Here is an 18,017-nt window from a genome sequence, read left to right as displayed (position 1 = left end):
TAGAGGTGACGCATGACCGAGCCCACGGCACTCGATCAGTATTTGATCGAACTGGTCAATCGCGCGCGTCTGGACCCCGCCGCCGAGGCGGCGCGCCTGGGCATCGACGTCAACCAGGGTCTGGCCGAGGGCCAGATCAGCTTGGCGCCAAAACAGCCGCTCGCGTTCAACGCCACCCTGGGTGACTCGGCGCTGGGCCATGCCCAGTGGATGCTGGAAACGGACGAGTTCTCGCACTCGGGCGTCGATGGCAGCGACCCCGGCATCCGGATGGCCGAGGCCGGCTACGAGTTCACCGGCGACTGGCGGTGGGGCGAGAACATCTCCTGGCGCGGCACCATCGGTCCGGCGGAGGACACCACCGCCTCGGTCTCCGCGCAGCACGACGCGCTGTTCCTCAGCGCCAGCCACCGCGTCAACATCCTCCAGGACGACTTCCGCGAGATCGGCACCGCCACGCCATCCGGCGAATTCATGAACTACAACGCCGTGATGGTGGACGAGAACTTCGGCAAAACCGGCACCGGCGTGTTCCTGACCGGCGTCGCCTATGACGACCTGGACGCCGACGATTTCTACACGCCGGGCGAGGGCAGGGCGGGGATCACCGTGACCGCCGTCCTCCAGGGCTCTCCCGAACCCGTCGTCCTGACCGATGTCACGGCGACGGCCGGCGGCTACGACATCCCGGCCCAGCCGGGCAATTACGTCGTGACGTTCTCAGGCGGCGGCTTGGCCTCGCCCATCGTCCAGACCGCGACGGTCGGGACCGAGAACGTGAAGCTGGACCTGATCGACCCCGGGACCGGCCTTGGCTCGGACGGGCAGGTGGCCGGGGCTTCCGGAACGGCCGATTCTCCCATGGACGATGCCACGCTCTCGTCGATTTGGAACTTCCTCCAGACCGAAGCCAGGGACCTGGATGTCAACACCCTGATCGACCACGTCGGAGGCGGCCAACCCGTGCCGGAGGCATGGCTTCCCGTGCTCCAGCAGGGCGCCGAGTTCCTGCGCGCTCAGGACCTGGAAAAATTCGCCGACGAGTTCGCCAACTATGTCGAACTGCTCGGCGTGCCGCACGGGCACAATCCGGACGACGGTTTCGGCGCCTGAAAACGAAACGGCCCGGGGAAGACTCCCCGGGCCGCCAGTCTAATACTGCTACGAGTTGTTGTGTATCGTAGGTCGGCTATAGCGCAGCGACAGCCGACACCACTCCTGCATGTCGGCTGCCGCTGCGCTATAGCCGACAAGCCGGATGCAAGTCTTAGTAGCGGTAATGATCCGGCTTGTACGGGCCGGCGGTCGGGACGCTGATGTAGGCGGCCTGCTTCTCGGTCAATTCGGTCAGCTTGGCGCCGATCTTGCCGAGGTGGAGGCGGGCGACCTTCTCGTCCAGGTGCTTCGGCAGGACGTAGACCTTGCGCTCGTAGTTGGCGTGGTTCTGCCACAGTTCGATCTGGGCCAGCACCTGGTTGGTGAAGCTGGCGGACATCACGAAGCTGGGGTGACCGGTGGCGCAGCCGAGATTGACCAGCCGGCCCTTGGCCAGGACGATCAGGCGCTTGCCATCGGGGAACACGACCTCGTCGACCTGCGGCTTGACCTCTTCCCACGCGTAGTTGCGCAGGCTGTCGATCTGGATCTCGCTGTCGAAGTGACCGATGTTGCAGACGATCGCCCGGTCCTTCATCTGGCGCATGTGATCCTGGGTGATCACGTCGACGTTGCCGGTCGCCGTCACGAAGATGTCGCCGACGCTGGCGGCGTCGTCCATGGTCGTGACCTGATAGCCTTCCATCGCCGCCTGGAGCGCGTTGATCGGATCGATCTCGGTGACCAGGACGCGGGCGCCTTGGCTGCGCAGCGACGCGGCCGAGCCCTTGCCGACATCGCCATAACCGGCGACCACGGCGACCTTGCCAGCCATCATCACGTCGGTGGCGCGCTTGATGCCATCGACCAGGCTCTCGCGGCAGCCATACAGGTTGTCGAACTTGGACTTGGTGACGCTGTCGTTGACGTTGATCGCGGGGACCTTGAGGGTGCCGGCCTTGACCATCTCGTACAGGCGGTGGACACCGGTGGTGGTCTCCTCCGACAGGCCGCGGACGTCGTTCAGCATCTCCGGATACTTCTCGTGCATGATCTGGGTGACGTCGCCGCCATCATCCAGGATCATGTTCGGCGTCCAGCCATCGGGGCCGCGCAGGCTCTGCTCGATGCACCACCAGAACTCCTCCTCCGTCTCGCCCTTCCAGGCGAAGACCGGGGTGCCGGCGGCGGCGACGGCGGCGGCCGCCTGATCCTGGGTCGAGAAGATGTTGCACGAGGACCAGCGGACGGTGGCGCCCAGATGGGTCAGCGTCTCGATCAGCACGGCGGTCTGGATCGTCATGTGCAGGCAGCCGACGATGCGGGCGCCAGCCAGCGGCTTGGACGCGCCGAATTCCTCGCGCAGAGCCATCAGGCCGGGCATCTCGGTCTCGGCGATCGCGATTTCCTTGCGGCCCCAGCCGGCAAGCTCGATGTCCTTGACCTTGTAGTCGGTGAAGCCACTGGAGACGGCCATCTGGAAAACTCCTGAACAAACTTTTGACGATAGCTCTGGGTGCGAACCCGATACGAGCGACTGCGGAGGGTTTATCAAGAGTGGCCATTCCTAGCAAGCATAAAGATATCTTTATGTGTGCAACAAAGCATGGCGGCCCTAATCGAAAGAATATTGCGACGGTCTGTCACTGAGGGGGCGAATCGATGCCACGCGGGGGATAATGACGGATCGGAAATAATGAATCACAAATTTTCCATGGATTCTTATGGGAAAGTAATATCACAAATGGCTTAGCTTTCGCGGTCGAGGCAAGTGGAGGCTGGCGAATTCGATGGGATCGCATGTGATGACGGATCAGAACAGGACACCGGGACGGCCGGTCCGCGCCGGCACCACCGTGGGAGCGGCCTTGCAGTTGCTGCTCGGTGTGGCATTGGCCGCGGATCTCGTCTTCCTCGGCATGGTGGGGCTACAGCTCTCCAACCGTGTGGAGGCGACCGGGATGGGTTTGGCGGCGGGTTGCGCCATCGTGCTCGGGATGGCGTTGTGCCAGGTGACCAGAAGAATCGGTGAGCCGGAACAGGCGTTGGAACGCGGCTGAGATCGGCGCAGCCGGGATCCGCGCCGGCGTCACGCCAGCGCGTTGAAGTCGTCCAGCAGGATCGCGATTCGGCCGCCGTCGCTCTGTTCCATGATGACGCGCGCCCTGCGGGTCGCCTCGACCAGATCCAAGCCCCTGATCCGGCGTTTGACCGCCAGCAGCGACCCCGGCGACATCGACAGTTCCCGGATGCCAAAACCCAGCAGCAGCGCGGCGTAACGTGGATCGCCGGCGATCTCGCCGCAGACGCTGACGGGGATGCGCGCCCGCAGCGCCGCCTCGGTCGAGAACTGGATCAGGCGCAGCACCGCCGGGTGCAGCGGATCATACAGATGGGCCACCTGCTCGTCGCCCCGGTCGATCGCCAGCGTGTACTGCGTCAGGTCATTCGTCCCGATCGCGAAGAAATCGCAAGCCGTCGCCAAGGCGTCGGCGGACAGCGCGGCGCCGGGGATCTCTATCATGGCCCCCAGCGGCGGCAGGGGATCGGCGATCCTGACACCCCGGCGCTTCAGCCGGTTGGCGACCCGGATCAGGATCTCGCGAACCTTGCGGACTTCCGAGACCGCGCAGATCATCGGCAGCAGGATACGGATCGGCCCGTGGGCTCCCGCCCGCAGCATCGCCGCCAACTGGGTTTCCAGCAGCTTGGGCTCGCGCAGTGACAACCGGATCGCCCGAAGCCCCAGGGCGGGGTTGGCGCAATCGGCGAAATGGCCGCGCAGGGATGTCGCCAGCTTCTCGCCGCCGATGTCCAGGGTCCTGACAGTGACCGTGCGGCCCTGCATGCCCTCAACGATGCCCTTGATGCTCTCGTACTGCTCCTCCTCGTCGGGCAGGTCCTCGCGGTTCATATAAAGGAACTCGGTGCGCAGGAGACCGACGCCGGCGGCGCCGGCCCCCATGGCGCCCTCCACGTCGCGTGGCATCTCGATGTTCGCGTTCAGCACGATCGAGGTTCCGTCGCGGGTCACCGCCGGCAAGTCGCGCAATCGCTTCAGCGCTTCCCGCTCGCGCGCGAGATCCTTTTGACGCGACATGAAGCCGTTGAGGGTCGCGACGCTGGGATTGATGAAGACCCGGCCCGCGATGCCGTCGACCACGACCGGATCGCCGGTCCGCACGCCATGCGACAAGCCCGCGACACCCAGCACCGCCGGAAGGCTGAGCGAACGCGCCATGATGGCGGTATGGCCCTCCGCGCCGCCCAGCACGGTCGCGAACCCGCCGATGCGGCGCGGGTCCAGCAAAGCCGTGTCGGCGGGCGTCAGTTCCTCGGCGATCACGATGCTGCCTTCCGGCACCTGGGAGAACGCCTGGAACTTCCGCTGCATCAGCACCCGGATCAGACGTGATCCGACCTCGCGGACATCGGCGATGCGCGCTGCGATATAGGTATCCTTCATCTCCGAGAAGCTGTGCGCCAGCGCCGCGATCTCGGCTTGGACGGCGCCCTCGGCGTTGATCCTGTCCTCGGCGATCCGGCGCTCGACGCCGCGTGTCAGCCGCGAGTTGGACAGCATGGCGAGATGGGCGTCCAGTAGGAAACCGACATCCTCCGCCGCCGACTCGGGTAGGATCGAGGCCTTCTCCTTCAACTTCCGGATCTGCCGGCACGCCTTGCCCGTGGCCTCGACGAACCTCGTCCGCTCCGCCTCGACGTCCTCGGGGGCGATCTGGAATTCGGGAACCTGGAGCGTGCCACTGTCGACGACATAGGCTGGCCCGATCGCGATGCCGGAAGACACGCCAAGGCCGCGCAGCATTTTCTCGGGTGATGTCAGGCCGGTCATCCTCGAGTCCGGCGTCTCGGGCGCTTTGGGGGCGTCGCCGTCAGTCTTCATCGAACTTGCGCCCGATCAGATCGACCAGCGCCGCGATCACGGGTTCCGCTTGTTTTCCTTGGGCGCGCAGGGTCACGGTGCAGCCTTGGCTGGCGGCGAGCATCATCAAGCCCATGATGGATTGACCCGACACAACCATGTCGTTGCGCTCGACCTCGACCTCCGCGTCGTACAGCGCCACCAGCTTGACGAACTTCGCAGCGGCGCGCGCGTGCAACCCACGCTGATTACGGATGAGGACGGTGTCGCTGACCACCGCGGCACCGCCGCCGGGGGGAACTTCGCTACCGGGTGCCGGCATTGATCAGATCTCGGAAAGCAGGGTGGACGCGACGTTGATGTATTTCCGGCCAGCGTCGCGGGCGGCCAGCACGGCGTCCGGCAGGTTCTCCGATCGTCGGACGCTGGCGAGCTTGATCAGCATGGGCAGGTTGACCCCGGCTATCACCTCCACCTTGGCCTTGTCCATCACGCTGATCGCGAGGTTGCTGGGTGTGCCGCCGAACATGTCGGTCAGCAGGACGACTCCGCTGCCGTCATCGACCTCCGCCACGCTGCTCAGGATGTCGCACCGGCGCTGCTCCATGTCGTCATCGGGACCGATGCAGACGGCGGCGACCTGATCCTGTTCCCCCACGACGTGCTCAAGCGCCGCGATGAATTCCGTCGCGAGCCGCCCATGCGTTACAAGAACCATTCCGATCATCGAACTTCCTTCTATCAACCGATCTGATCGCCGGCTTGTTAATCACGGAGCCAGCGCCAGACGCCGTCCTGTCTGGATGGCGTCAGGTTTGGCGGTTGCCGCTCCGTTCAAGGTCGCGATGCGTCAGCCCCACTTTATACCCCTGGCCGCCGAGCCATTCGGCCAGGGATTTGGCGACGAACACCGAGCGGTGCCGTCCACCTGTGCAACCGATGGCGATCGTCAGGTAGCTCTTTCCCTCCTGGTTGTAGCGCGGCAACAGCGGCTGCAACAGGTCTGTCAAGCGCCTGAAGAAGGCATCGAAGTCGGGATCCTCCGCCACCCGCGCGGCCACCGGAGCATCCAATCCGGTCAGGGGCCGCAATCGCGGATCGTAGTGGGGATTAGTTAAAAATCGCACATCGAAAACCAGGTCGGCCTCGCGCGGCACGCCCTGGCGGAACGAGAAGGACGTGACGAACACGTGGAGCGTCGGCTCCGCGCTCAGCTTGAAGTGACCAGCCAGGATGCGGCGCAGGTCGTGGATCGACAGCAGGGACGTGTCGATCGTGATGTCGGCGCTGTCCTTCAGCGGGGCCAGCAGCGTCCGCTCGCGGAGGATGCCATCGGCGACCGGCCGGTCGACAGCCAGCGGATGGCGCCGGCGCGTCTCGGTGTAGCGTCGCTGCAGGATCTCGTCGCCACATTCCAGGAAGATCAGGCGGACCGCGAGATCCGGCCGAGCCGCCAGCGCCTCGACCCCCTTCATCAGCGCGTCGGAACTGAAGTGGCGGGTCCGGGCGTCGACCGTGATCGCGATCGGCCGCGATAACAGGTCGCCTTGGTCGACCAAGGCGTCGACCATGTTCATCGGCAGATTGTCGACCGCCTCGTAGCCAAGGTCCTCCAGGCATTTGAGGGCGGTGGACAGGCCGGCGCCCGACATTCCGGTGACGACGGCCACCGGCCGGCGGACCATCGTCTTCTCGGAGCGTTCGGTGACGGCCGCTCCCTCCTCGGAGATCGGCATCGTCATGGGCGTTCAGGCACCGGGTGCAGCGCTCCTCCCGCCAGACGCGCCGCCGCGAGTCTCAGTTTGGCGGGGGTGGACGCGTGGAAGGGAGACAGGGTCAGCCGGCGAATCGGGCGGTCGAGCAGGGCGCTCGTCTCGATCTCCGGCAAGCGTTCGACCTTATCGTCGGGCGCCAGGTCGACGACCAGACCGATGGGAGCGGTGCGCGCGGCGTCCATCGGCAGGATGCCGACGCCGCGGACCTCGAGGAGGCCAGCGAGCGTCTTGGGCGCGCGGGCCATGACACGGCCGGCCGCGTCCAAGGTCAATTCGATCTGGTCGTCGGCGACCAGCCGCGCCCCTCCGTCGATCAGGCGGAGCGCCAGATCGGACTTGCCGCTGCCCGGGGGGCCCCGCAAGAGGACGCCGAAACCGGACAGCGCGACGCAGGTGCCGTGGATCGTCAACATGGTTTGGGGAGGTTGCTGCGCCCGCGCCCCGCTGTCAATGCCGACCCGAGGGCCGACCCGCGGGAATGTGTTGTTCTTTCGAGACTTCCAACACGATTTCGGTTTCACGAACGAGGGCGCCGGGCCGCTCCCGCGCACGCGGCCGCGGCCTCGCCGCCGGTGCTCCCACCGGGGTTCCCATTGGGCTTCCCCTGGGCTTCAGTGGAGCCTCAGTTCCGCGTCGACGAAGCGGTAGGCGTTGGGGGTGATCAGGGGGTTGGTCGCCACCTTGACGGAATGGACCTTGCCATCCAGCTCGCGCTCCCAAAAGGTCAGGAACTTGCGCAGCACCGGGTAGCGCGGGGCGATGTCCAAGTCCTGCCAGACGTAGCTTTGCAGCAGGCCGGGGTGGTCGGGCATGTGGTACAGGATCTCGGCGATTGTCAGGCGGTAGTCACGCAGTTGAAGACTCAAACTCGCCATTCGGATCTCCTCCGTGGTTGCGGCCAGCGGCAACTCCCAATGCTTGTTCGTTGATCCCAGTGTGAAGCTGGACAATTCGGCTGGCAAGCAAAATCATCCTTTATAATCAGTGTATTAGCAGCCGGTTCCGGAGGTTGCTGCCAGGGTTTTGGCAGGTGGCGAAAAAATCCGCGACAAGGCTCTTGAATCGCGTTTCGGCTTGGATTAGCTAGTTGGCACTTCTCGATGGGGAGTGCTAACAGGCGCTCGCCGGCGCCCCACCGGGAGGGATGGTCACCTGATTTCAGGACCGGCGCCGTCCGGTCCGGCATTCATTTCCGGTATCGTGAGCAAGGAGAGTCCGCGATGAAGTTCCGTCCGCTGCATGATCGTGTCGTCGTCCGCCGGGTCGAGCAGGAGAGCAAGACCGCCGGCGGGATCATCATCCCCGACACCGCCAAGGAAAAGCCGCAGGAAGGCGAGGTGATCGCCGTTGGTTCGGGCGCCCGCGACGAGTCCGGCGTCATCCATCCGCTGGACGTCAAGCCCGGCGACCGCGTGCTGTTCGGCAAGTGGTCGGGCACCGAGGTCAAGATCGACGGCGTCGACTACCTCATCATGAAGGAGTCGGATCTGCTCGGCGTCCTGGAAGGTTCCGCCGCGACCGCCAAGGCCGCCTGAGACGCTCCACTCCACCCACATCACTCATTGATATAGACCAAGGTTTACGGACATGGCTGCCAAGGAAGTCAAGTTCAGCATCGACGCCCGCAACAAGATGCTGCGTGGCGTGGACATTCTCGCCGACGCCGTCAAGGTGACGCTGGGCCCAAAGGGCCGCAACGTGGTGCTTGAGAAAAGCTTCGGCGCTCCGCGCATCACCAAGGACGGCGTGACGGTCGCCAAGGACATCGAGCTGTCCGACAAGTTCGAGAACATGGGCGCGCAGATGGTGCGCGAGGTCGCCAGCAAGACCAACGACCTGGCGGGTGACGGCACCACCACCGCGACCGTGCTGGCCCAGGCGATCGTTCGCGAGGGCGTCAAGTCGGTCGCGGCCGGCATGAACCCGATGGACCTGAAGCGCGGCATCGATCTGGCGGTGGAAGCCGTCGTCGCCGCCGTCAAGGCCTCGTCCAAGAAGATCGGCACCAATTCCGAGGTGGCCCAAGTCGGCACCATCTCCGCCAACGGCGAGCGCGAGATCGGCGAGATGATCGCCCGCGCCATGGAGCGGGTCGGCAACGAGGGTGTCATCACCGTCGAGGAGGCCAAGTCGCTCGAGACCGAACTGGAGGTCGTCGAGGGCATGCAGTTCGACCGGGGCTATCTCAGCCCGTACTTCGTGACCAACGCCGACAAGATGCAGGTCGAGCTGGAAAGCCCCTACATCCTGCTGCACGAGAAGAAGTTGTCGGGCCTCCAGGCCCTGCTCCCGGTCCTCGAAACCGTCGTCCAGAGCGGCCGTCCGCTGCTGATCGTCGCCGAGGACGTCGAGGGCGAGGCGCTGGCGACCCTGGTGGTCAACAAGCTGCGCGGCGGTCTCAAGATCGCCGCCGTCAAGGCTCCAGGCTTCGGCGACCGACGCAAGGCGATGCTCGAGGACATGGCCATCCTGACCGGCGGCCAGGTCATCAGCGAGGATCTTGGCATCAAGCTGGAGAACGTGACGATCGACATGCTGGGCACCGCCAAGCGCGTCGTCATCACCAAGGAGAACACCACGATCGTCGACGGCGCCGGCAGCAAGGCCGACATCGACGCCCGCTGCGGCCAGATCCGCCAGCAGGTCGAGGAGACCACCAGTGACTACGACCGCGAGAAGCTCCAGGAGCGTCTCGCCAAGTTGGCTGGCGGCGTCGCGGTGATCCGCGTCGGTGGCGCCACCGAGGTCGAGGTCAAGGAGCGCAAGGACCGCGTCGACGACGCGATGCACGCGACCCGCGCCGCGGTCGAGGAAGGCATCGTGGCCGGTGGCGGCGTGGCGCTGCTCTACGCCACCAAGGCGCTGGACGCGATCAAGACCAACAACGACGACCAGCGCGTCGGCGTCGAGATCATCCGCCGGGCCCTCCAGGCTCCGGCGCGCCAGATCGCGACCAACGCCGGTGTCGATGGCTCCATCGTCGTCGGCAAGCTGATCGAGCAGTCCGACACCAGCTTCGGCTATGACGCCCAGTCCGGCCATTACGGCGACATGTTCCAGTTCGGCGTGATCGACCCGACCAAGGTCGTCCGCACCGCGCTGCAGGACGCCGCCTCGGTCGCCGGCCTGCTGATCACCACCGAGGCGATGGTGGCCGAAAAGCCCGAGAAGAAAGCCGCTCCGGCCGGGATGCCCGGTGGCGGCATGGGCGACATGGACTTCTGATCCAAACGATCAATATCGCATCACCGATGCAATCGACCTTGGGCGGCCCCACCGGGCCGCCCTTTTTTCGTACCTCGAGTTGCATTAAATTGCACAGTAGCCGCCGTAGGTCGGGTGGAGCGAAGCGGCACCCGACACCAACGCGCCGGCTTGTCGGGTGCCGCTTCGCTCCACCCGACCTACGGTTGAATTTCTGGAACTTACCCGTGAGCGACACGATGGAATGGTGGCATCCCGACAGCTTCGCCCGGCGGCGTCCGTTCCTGGAGGGCAGGGCGCGGGTGGCGTCGCGGATCCGCGCCTGGTTCGAGGAGCGGGGATTCATCGAGGTCGAGACGCCGGCGCTTCAGGTCTCTCCCGGCCTGGAACCGCACCTGATCGCCTTCGCAACAGACTTGGTCGGGCCAAATCCCGACGACCGGCGGACCCTCTACCTGCACACCAGCCCCGAATTCGCCATGAAGAAGCTGCTGGTGGCGGGAGTGCCGAAGCTGTTCCAACTGGCCAAGGTCTACCGCAACGGCGAGCGGTCGGGCACCCACAGCCCGGAGTTCACCATGCTGGAGTGGTACCGGGCGGGTGCCGGCTACCGCGACTTGATGGACGACTGCGTGGATCTGGTCCGGACGGCGGCGCGCGTGGGTGGCCGTGAGACTTTCGAGTGGCGCAGGCGATCCTGCGATCCTTTTGGCCCATGGGAGGTGCTGAGCGTCGCCGACGCGTTCGACCGCCACGCCGGCATCGACTTGCTGGCGACCGCCCCCGATCCCAACGCTCCCGACACCGCGCTGCTGGCGCGCGCGGCGGATCGGGCCGGCATCACGCCGCATGACGGCGACACCTGGGAGGATCTGTTCTTCCGCATCTCGCTGGACCTGATCGAACCGCATCTCGGCATGGACCGTCCCACCTTCCTGACGGATTATCCGGTCTCCATGGCGGCGCTGTCCCGCCCCAAGCCGGAGGACCCGCGCGTCGCCGAGCGGTTCGAGCTGTACGCCTGCGGCCTGGAACTCGCCAACGCCTTTGGCGAACTGACCGACGCCGCAGTCCAGCGCGCCCGGTTCGAGGCCGACATGGACCTCAAGGAGCGGATCTACGGCGACCGCTACCCGATCGATCCCGACTTCCTCGCGGCGCTGGAGTTCGGCATGCCGGAAAGTTCGGGGATCGCTTTGGGCTTCGACCGGTTGACCATGCTGTGCACGGGAGCGGCGGAGATCGCCGATGTCCTGTGGGCTCCCGTGGCCGGATTTGAAAGGTAAGTGCTTGTTCGCCTCTTTTGGACGATTGATCCAACGCCTGCCGCTCGCGGCGGCGCTGCTCCTGCTGGCGTCCTGCGCCAGCCTGCAACCCAATCCCCTGCTCGGGCGCTGGACCATGGTGACGCCGATGGCGCCCGGCGTCGTGCTGGGGATCTATGAGTTCCGCAGTTCCAGCATGACCGCCTTCGGCCTGACCCAGAGCGTCGAGTACTCGGTCGAGGGGAACGACGTTCTGGTGGTTCCTGAAGGCATCGGGATCGGGTTGGAGGTGACCGTCGACGAGGACGAGGGCACCGCCCGCCTCACCGATCCCGTCACCGGCGGCCTCGTCACCCTGCGCCGGCTTCGGAACTGACCGACGGCACCGGCGCCGCCCGCTGCTCGCGGTGGAAGACGAACAGCCCGCTGGCGATGATCAGCGCGGCACCCGACAGCACCCAGGCGTCCGGCACGTCGTTCCAGACCAGCCAGCCCAGCGCCATGGCCCAGACGAGCGAGCTGTACTGGTAGGGGACGACGACGGCCGCCGGGCTAACGGCCAGCGAGCGGTTGATCAGGACGTGGCCGACCACCGCCACCACGCCGAGCACGGCGAGCAGGGCCAAATGCACGGGGGTCGGCGGGATCCAGACGAACGGCGCCACGGCGGCACCGGCGAGGCCGATGCCCAGCGTCTGTAGGCTGACCATGCTCAGCGCTCCGGTCCCGCGCAACGAGCGCGTCAGGATCAGGGTGAAGGCGAAGGTCAGGCTGCCGGCCAGCGCCGCCATCGCTCCCCACGAGATGACATCGCCGGTCGGTCTCAACACCAGCAGCACACCGACGAACCCCACGCCCACGGCGCTCCAGCGCCGCGCGCCGACCTTCTCGCCCAGCAGGGGAACCGACAGGGCCGTGACGAACAGGGGAGCCGCCATGTAGATCGTCATCACGTCGGCCAGCGGCAGCGCCCGGACCGACAGGAAGAACAACGCGACCTCCAAGGCGATCAGCACCACGCGGGTCAGGTGCGCCAGCGGCTTGGCGACGCGGAAAACCTTGACCGGGCCGGCCCGGATGATCAGCGGCGCCAGGATCAGCATCGACGCGGCGCCGCGCACCGCCAGGATCATCGGGACCGGATAGATCTCCACCAGCCACTTCCCGATCGCGTCGTTCAGCGTGAACAGCGACATGCCCAGGACCATGCAGAGGATGCCGTGCCTGTTGTCCGCACGCTCCTCCGACGGGGCCGCCAAGGGCAGGGTGGGCGATACGGCCGGAGACGAGGGAGGGGACAAGGTGGGAACTCCGGATGGGCCTCAGGCGGCGTCGCGCGTCAGGCGGCGGTGAAGGAAGGCCAGCACGGCGGCCTCCTCCGGTTTCAGGGCGTCCAGCTCAGACCGGAGGTCGTCTTCTATCCGATCCTTCAGTTGGGTGGCCAGATCACCTTCGATATAGCTGTCCAGCACGTGGGGGTGGATGTAGCATTTCCGGCAGATCGCCGGCGTGTTGCCCAGCCTCGCCGAGACGCGTTCGATCGCCGCCCGAAGGTTCCGCTTGGCGGCGGCCTGGGTGTCGAAGCTCTCGAACTCGGCCAAGGCCATCGCCGCCAGCACGGTCCCGGCCCAAGTGCGGAAGTCCTTGGCCGAGAAGTCGCGGCCACTGATCTCCCGCAGGTAATCGTTGACGTCCTGCGATGTCACGCCATGGCGCTGACCCTCGTCGTCCAGGTATTGGAACAGGTGCTGGCCGGGCACGTCCTGGCAGGACTTGACGATGCGGGCGATCCGCCGGTCCTTGATCTGGAGGTTCCAGACCTTGCCGCTCTTGCCCTTGAACTGGAAGCGCAGCTTGCCGCCGTCGACCTCGACGTGGCGGTCCTGCAGGGTGGTCAGGCCGAAGCTCTTGTTCTCCTTGGAATATGTCGTGTTGCCGATCCGGATCAGCGTGTTCTCCAGCAGGTGGACGACGGTCGCCAGCACCTTCGCGCGCGGCAGGCCCCGCTTGGCCATGTCGGTGGCGATGCGCTCGCGGATGGCGGGCAGGGCGCGGCCGAATTCCAGCATGCGCTCGTATTTCGTGCTGTCGCGGACTTCCCGCCAGCGCGGGTGATACCGGTATTGCTTGCGGCCACGATCGTCGCGTCCGGTCGCCTGGATGTGGCCGTCGGGATCGGCGCAGATCCAGACATCGGTGTAGGCAGGCGGGATCGCCAGCGACTTGATCCGGTCGAGTTCCGCCTTGTCCTTCAGCGGCGTGCCGTCCGGCTTCCGGAACGCGAAGCCCTTGCCCGATTTCCGGCGCCTGATGCCCGGCTCCTCGTCCGAGACATAGACCAGCCCCGCCTGCTCGGCGGCGGCCGGTGGATCGACGAGGATGCCTTCCTCTCCAGCCTCTCCCGTCTCCTTGGTAGCGTCCGTTTCCTTGGTCGCGTTGATGGCGCCGTCCCGCATTCCTGGTTCCCTGGTCCTGGTTCCACCGCATGGGTGCTCCAGCAATAACCCTCTGAGAAGAAAATCAGCGCGCTCCGTTTCTCGGACGGGACCTTGAGGCCCGTTCGTTTGTTCTCACGTCACCGATAGTCGATCCGACGTTCTCCTGAAATTTCTCATCGAGGCCGATACGTGTACAAAATGCCGTCCGTCGCCAATGTCGCCCGCCGATCCCGCATTCAGGAAGGTCTTCCCTTTCCGCTGGGCGCCACCTGGGATGGCCTGGGCGTCAACTTCGCCTTGTTCTCCGCCCACGCGACCAAGGTGGAGCTGTGCCTGTTCGACCGCGACGGCAAGCGCGAGCTGGAACGCATCGAGCTGCCGGAATACACCGACGAGGTGTGGCACGGCTATCTGCCGGACGCCCGCCCCGGCACCGTCTACGGCTATCGCGTCCACGGCCCCTTCGAACCGACCGCCGGTCACCGGTTCAACCACCACAAGCTTCTGCTCGACCCCTACGCGAAGGCCTTGGTTGGGCACATGCGCTGGTCCGACGCCCATTTCGGCTACCGGATCGGCTCGCCGCGCGACGACCTGTCGTTCGACCGCCGCGACAGCGCTCCGGGCATGCCGAAATGCCGCGTGGTCGATCCCGCCTTCACCTGGGGCAACACGCAGGCGCCGCGCATTCCGTGGGAACGGACGATCTTCTACGAGACCCATGTCGGCGGCTACACCATGCGGCACCCCGCCGTGCCGCCCCAGCTCCAAGGCACCTACGCCGGCCTGGCGCACCAGGACGTGGTCGACTACATCCGCAGCATCGGCATCACCTCGATCGAGCTGCTGCCGGTCCACGCCTTCTTGGATGACCGCCATCTGCTGGAGCGCGGCGTCCGGAACTTCTGGGGCTACAACTCGATCGGCTTCTTCGCTCCGGAGACGCGTTATTCCGCGACCGGCACGATCGGCGAGTTCAAGGAAATGGTGGCGCGCTTCCACGACGCCGGCATCGAGGTGATCCTGGACGTCGTCTACAACCACACCGCCGAGGGCAACGAGCGCGGCCCGACCCTGTCGTTCAAGGGCATCGACAACGCCTCGTACTACCGGCTGGCGCCCGATCCGCGCTATTACATCAACGACACCGGCACCGGGAACACGCTGAACGTCTCCCATCCGCGAGTCCTCCAGATGGTGACCGACAGCCTGCGCTACTGGGCGACCGAGATGCGGATCGATGGCTTCCGCTTCGACCTCGCCACCATCCTGGGCCGCGAGCCGCATGGCTTCGACGAGGGTGGCGGCTTCCTCGACGCCTGCCGCCAGGACCCGATCCTGTCGCGCGTCAAGCTGATCGCCGAACCCTGGGACATCGGACCCGGCGGCTATCAGGTCGGCGGCTTCCCGCCCGGCTGGGCCGAATGGAACGACCGCTACCGCGACACCATCCGAAGCTACTGGAAGGGCGACGAGGGCAAGCTGCCGGAGGTGGCGTCGCGCCTGACCGGCTCCAGCGACTTCTTCGAGAAGCGCGGGCGGCGGCCGTGGGCCAGCGTCAACTTCATCACCGCCCATGACGGCTTCACCCTGAACGATCTGGTCTCGTACAACGAGAAGCACAACGAGGCCAATGGCGAGAACAACCAGGACGGTCACTCCAACAATCACAGCTGGAACCACGGCGTCGAGGGACCGACCGACGATCCCGAGATCAAGGCGCTGCGCGAACGGCAGAAGCGCAACCTGCTTGCGACGCTGCTGTTCTCGCAGGGCACGCCGATGATCCTGGCCGGCGACGAGTTCGGCAACACCCAGGGCGGCAACAACAACGTCTATTGCCAGAACAGCGATATCGGCTGGATCAACTGGGACAAGATCGATGACGATGACCAGTCGCTGATCGAGTTCGTCCGCGAGGTCGTGGCGCTCCGCCAATCGCATCCCCTGCTGGGACTGCCCAAATTCCTCCACGGCAACCAGGACCCCGAACTGGGCGTCAAGGACATCACCTGGGTGACACCCGCCGGGACCGAGAAGAGCCCCGAACAGTGGCAGGATCCCATGGCCCGCTGCGTCGGCATGTTGCTGGACGGCAGGGTGGCGCGCGGTCTACAAGCCCAGGCGTTGGGCAAGCCGGGCGATATCCTGATGCTGGTGATCAACTCCTATCACGAGGACGTACCCTTCAAACTGCCGAGCGTTCCGGGCGTCGTCGGTTGGCAAACCCTGCTCGACACCTCCAAGCCGGGCGGAAAGTCGTCGATGCTCGACGTCGAGGCGCCGATCACGGCCGCGGGCCGCAGCCTGTCGCTGCTGACCGCGCTGCATGACGGGGCGGTCTGGACCAGCGCCGAATCCGCCCGCGAACGGCTGAACATGCCGGAAGTCGATCCGGTACCGGAAGTCATCGACGAGGACGCTCCGGTGGAGGCGCCGACCGGCGCCGAACTCGCCGCCTTCGATCCCGCCGACCATGGCGGGGCGCCCGAGGAAGCCGCTGAGCCGGCGGAGGCGACCGGGTCCGATCCTCTTGAGACGCCCACCAGATGACCGAGCAGCTGGGGCCTAACGACGAGTGGTTTCGCGCTATCGCCGACAGCGCCCCGGTCTTGATCTGGATGTCCGACACCGAAGGGCGGGGGATCTATTTCAACCTCGCCTGGCTCGACTTCACCGGCCGCCCGACCGAGCGGGAGGCCGGTGACGGCTGGATGGAGCGATTGCATCCGGAGGACCGGGGCCAGATCGACGCGGCGTACGAGGCGTTCCACCAGCGCGTGCCGTTCCAGCTCCAGTTCCGCCTGCGCCGCAAGGACGGCGCGTGGCGCTGGATGCTGAATTCCGGCAAGCCCCGCCACACTCCCTCCGGAGAGTTCGCGGGGTACACCGGCAGCTGCGTCGACATCACCGAACGATTCGAGGCGGAATCCGAGGCGCGCCGTCAATTGGGGCTGATGCGCGCGATCACCGACAACGCCGCCGAGGCGTTGTTCCTGATGGACGGGGAGGGCAGGATCTCGTTCGTCAACCCGGCCGCCGAGCGGATGTTCGGCTGGACGGCTGACGAGCTGGTCGGCGCCGTCCTGCACGACAAGCTGCATCACCACCACGCGGATGGCCGCCCCTATCGGATCGAGGATTGTCCGATCACCAGTGTCTTCGCGACGGGCGACACGCTGCGCGAGCACGAGGACGTGTTCTTCCGGCGCGACGGGGCCCCGGTCGATGTCCTCTGCTCGGTGGCACCCATCCTCACCGGCGGTGGCGTCGACGGCGCGGTCGTGGTCGCGCACGACATCACCGACCGCAAGCGGGCGGAGGAGGCGCTCCAGCGCAGCGAGAGCCGGTTCGCCGCCATCTTCCGGCAGGTCATCGTCGGCATCACCCAGTTCGACCTCGACGGCCGCTTCCTGCTGGTCAACGAGCGGTTCTGCGAGATCGTCGGCCGCCCGATGGAGGATGTCCTCAAACAGACCAGCCAAGGGATCAGCCACGCCGACGACGCGGAGCGGACGGTGGCGCTGATGCGGCGCGCCGCCGATCTGGGTGAGGATTTCCAAGTGGAGAAACGCTATCTCCGGCCCGATGGCTCCGCCGTGTGGGTGAACAACAGCGTCTCGGTCATGCGAGGCCCCGACGGCACCCCCCGGTTCCTGGTCGCGGTGGTGCGCGACATCACCGAGCAGAAGCGGGTCGAGGCCGAGATGTCGCGCGCCAACCAGGAACTTGTCGCCGCCCTCGACGAGCGGGAGGTCCTGCTCAAGGAGGTCCACCACCGCGTCAAGAACAACCTACAGGTCGTTGTCAGCCTGCTCCGCCTGCAAGCGAGCCGGCTGCGCGACGCGACCGGGGTCGACGCCCTCCGCGAGAGCCTCAACCGCGTCTCGGCCATGAGCACCATCCACGAGCTGCTGTATCGCTCGACCACGCTGGCCGACATCGACTTCGCCGAGGTGCTGCGGACGCTGACCGCCAACCTGCGTGACGCCTACGACCTGGGCGAGGGCCACGTCGTCACGATCGTCGAGGTCGATCCCGTGCCGGTTAGCATGGATGCCGCCGTGCCGCTGGCCCTCATCGCCAACGAGCTGATCTCCAACGCCTTCAAGCACGCCTTTCCCGACGGCGGCCCCGACGGCGGCCCGGGGGAGGTCAGGGTCGGCCTGTCGCGCGAGGATGGCGCCATCGTGCTGCGGATTTCCGACACGGGTGCCGGCTTCATCCCGCCCCGCCGCGCGTCCAGCCTGGGGCTGATGCTGGTTGACCGGCTGGTCAAGCAGATCTCCGGCCGGCTGGACATGGAGCCGCCGCCTGGAACACGATACCGGATGACCTTTGACTTGCAGTGAGGGCG

General features: G+C 66.1%; 17 protein-coding genes. 8 read left to right on the top strand and 9 right to left on the bottom strand.

Going from position 1 to position 18,017, the window contains the following annotated elements:
* Positions 1-12 precede the first annotated feature (12 nt).
* On the top strand, positions 13-1,113 hold the full coding sequence (locus tag N825_RS12755; RefSeq protein ID WP_051512248.1) for a CAP domain-containing protein: 1,101 nt from the start codon (positions 13-15) through the stop codon (positions 1,111-1,113).
* A gap of 154 nt (positions 1,114-1,267) precedes the next feature.
* Here the strand turns inward: N825_RS12755 and ahcY are convergent, their stop codons facing one another.
* A complete protein-coding gene (gene ahcY / locus N825_RS12750; protein ID WP_037452032.1) occupies positions 1,268-2,572 on the bottom strand; it encodes an adenosylhomocysteinase in 1,305 nt (434 codons plus the stop codon).
* Positions 2,573-2,900: 328 nt separating this feature from the next.
* Between ahcY and N825_RS12745 the strand changes: the two genes are divergently transcribed.
* Positions 2,901-3,155, top strand: coding sequence for a hypothetical protein (locus N825_RS12745; RefSeq protein WP_037452029.1), 255 nt, complete (start codon positions 2,901-2,903; stop codon positions 3,153-3,155).
* 29 nt (positions 3,156-3,184) lie between these two features.
* On the opposite strand, the gene ptsP is transcribed toward N825_RS12745, so the two are convergent.
* From ptsP to N825_RS12715, 6 genes are all read right to left on the bottom strand, one after another.
* Positions 3,185-4,999, bottom strand: coding sequence for a phosphoenolpyruvate--protein phosphotransferase (ptsP, locus tag N825_RS12740; RefSeq protein ID WP_084164692.1), 1,815 nt, complete (start codon positions 4,997-4,999; stop codon positions 3,185-3,187).
* A complete protein-coding gene (locus tag N825_RS12735; RefSeq protein ID WP_084164691.1) occupies positions 4,989-5,300 on the bottom strand; it encodes an HPr family phosphocarrier protein in 312 nt (103 codons plus the stop codon). Before N825_RS12735 ends, ptsP begins: the two co-directional genes overlap by 11 nt.
* Before the next feature lie 3 nt (positions 5,301-5,303).
* A complete protein-coding gene (locus N825_RS12730; RefSeq protein ID WP_037452025.1) occupies positions 5,304-5,705 on the bottom strand; it encodes a PTS sugar transporter subunit IIA in 402 nt (133 codons plus the stop codon).
* An 82-nt stretch (positions 5,706-5,787) separates the two neighbouring features.
* Positions 5,788-6,720, bottom strand: a complete 933-nt coding sequence (rapZ, locus tag N825_RS12725; RefSeq protein ID WP_084164690.1) for an RNase adapter RapZ — start codon at positions 6,718-6,720, stop codon at positions 5,788-5,790.
* Positions 6,717-7,166 (bottom strand): HPr kinase/phosphorylase, encoded by a 450-nt coding sequence (locus N825_RS12720; protein ID WP_037452023.1) that lies wholly within the window; start codon positions 7,164-7,166, stop codon positions 6,717-6,719. The genes rapZ and N825_RS12720 overlap by 4 nt, the downstream gene beginning before the upstream one ends.
* Positions 7,167-7,364: 198 nt before the next feature.
* Positions 7,365-7,628, bottom strand: a complete 264-nt coding sequence (locus N825_RS12715) for an usg protein (RefSeq protein ID WP_037452433.1) — start codon at positions 7,626-7,628, stop codon at positions 7,365-7,367.
* 345 nt (positions 7,629-7,973) lie between these two features.
* Here N825_RS12715 and groES point away from each other — a divergent pair, with 345 nt between their 5' ends.
* From groES to N825_RS12695, 4 genes are all read left to right on the top strand, one after another.
* Positions 7,974-8,288 (top strand): co-chaperone GroES, encoded by a 315-nt coding sequence (gene groES / locus N825_RS12710; protein ID WP_037452020.1) that lies wholly within the window; start codon positions 7,974-7,976, stop codon positions 8,286-8,288.
* 52 nt (positions 8,289-8,340) lie between these two features.
* The gene (gene groL / locus N825_RS12705; RefSeq protein WP_037452017.1) at positions 8,341-9,978 is read left to right on the top strand and encodes a chaperonin GroEL; all 1,638 of its coding nucleotides are present in this window, start codon (positions 8,341-8,343) and stop codon (positions 9,976-9,978) included.
* A gap of 218 nt (positions 9,979-10,196) precedes the next feature.
* Positions 10,197-11,243 carry an EF-P lysine aminoacylase EpmA gene (gene epmA / locus N825_RS12700; protein WP_037452014.1) on the top strand — a complete coding sequence of 349 codons (1,047 nt, stop codon included), beginning with the start codon at positions 10,197-10,199 and terminating at the stop codon, positions 11,241-11,243.
* Between the two features lie 25 nt (positions 11,244-11,268).
* Positions 11,269-11,598: a hypothetical protein gene (locus N825_RS12695; RefSeq protein ID WP_037452011.1), complete on the top strand. Its 330-nt coding sequence runs from the start codon at positions 11,269-11,271 to the stop codon at positions 11,596-11,598.
* On the opposite strand, the gene N825_RS12690 is transcribed toward N825_RS12695, so the two are convergent.
* A complete protein-coding gene (locus N825_RS12690; protein WP_245613095.1) occupies positions 11,573-12,523 on the bottom strand; it encodes a DMT family transporter in 951 nt (316 codons plus the stop codon). The genes N825_RS12695 and N825_RS12690 overlap by 26 nt on opposite strands.
* A gap of 21 nt (positions 12,524-12,544) precedes the next feature.
* On the bottom strand, positions 12,545-13,678 hold the full coding sequence (locus N825_RS12685) for a DNA topoisomerase IB (protein ID WP_051512244.1): 1,134 nt from the start codon (positions 13,676-13,678) through the stop codon (positions 12,545-12,547).
* Between the two features lie 180 nt (positions 13,679-13,858).
* Between N825_RS12685 and glgX the strand changes: the two genes are divergently transcribed.
* Both glgX and N825_RS12675 read left to right on the top strand, forming a co-directional pair.
* A complete protein-coding gene (gene glgX / locus N825_RS12680; RefSeq protein ID WP_037452005.1) occupies positions 13,859-16,213 on the top strand; it encodes a glycogen debranching protein GlgX in 2,355 nt (784 codons plus the stop codon).
* Positions 16,210-18,012, top strand: a complete 1,803-nt coding sequence (locus tag N825_RS12675; RefSeq protein ID WP_037452003.1) for a PAS domain S-box protein — start codon at positions 16,210-16,212, stop codon at positions 18,010-18,012. The genes glgX and N825_RS12675 overlap by 4 nt, the downstream gene beginning before the upstream one ends.
* The last annotated feature ends 5 nt before the right edge of the window (positions 18,013-18,017 follow it).

This window comes from Skermanella stibiiresistens SB22, from assembly GCF_000576635.1.
Taxonomy (GTDB): domain Bacteria; phylum Pseudomonadota; class Alphaproteobacteria; order Azospirillales; family Azospirillaceae; genus Skermanella; species Skermanella stibiiresistens.
The sequence above is the reverse complement of the archived record's forward strand: the minus strand, read 5'-3'. Positions and strand labels throughout refer to the sequence as shown.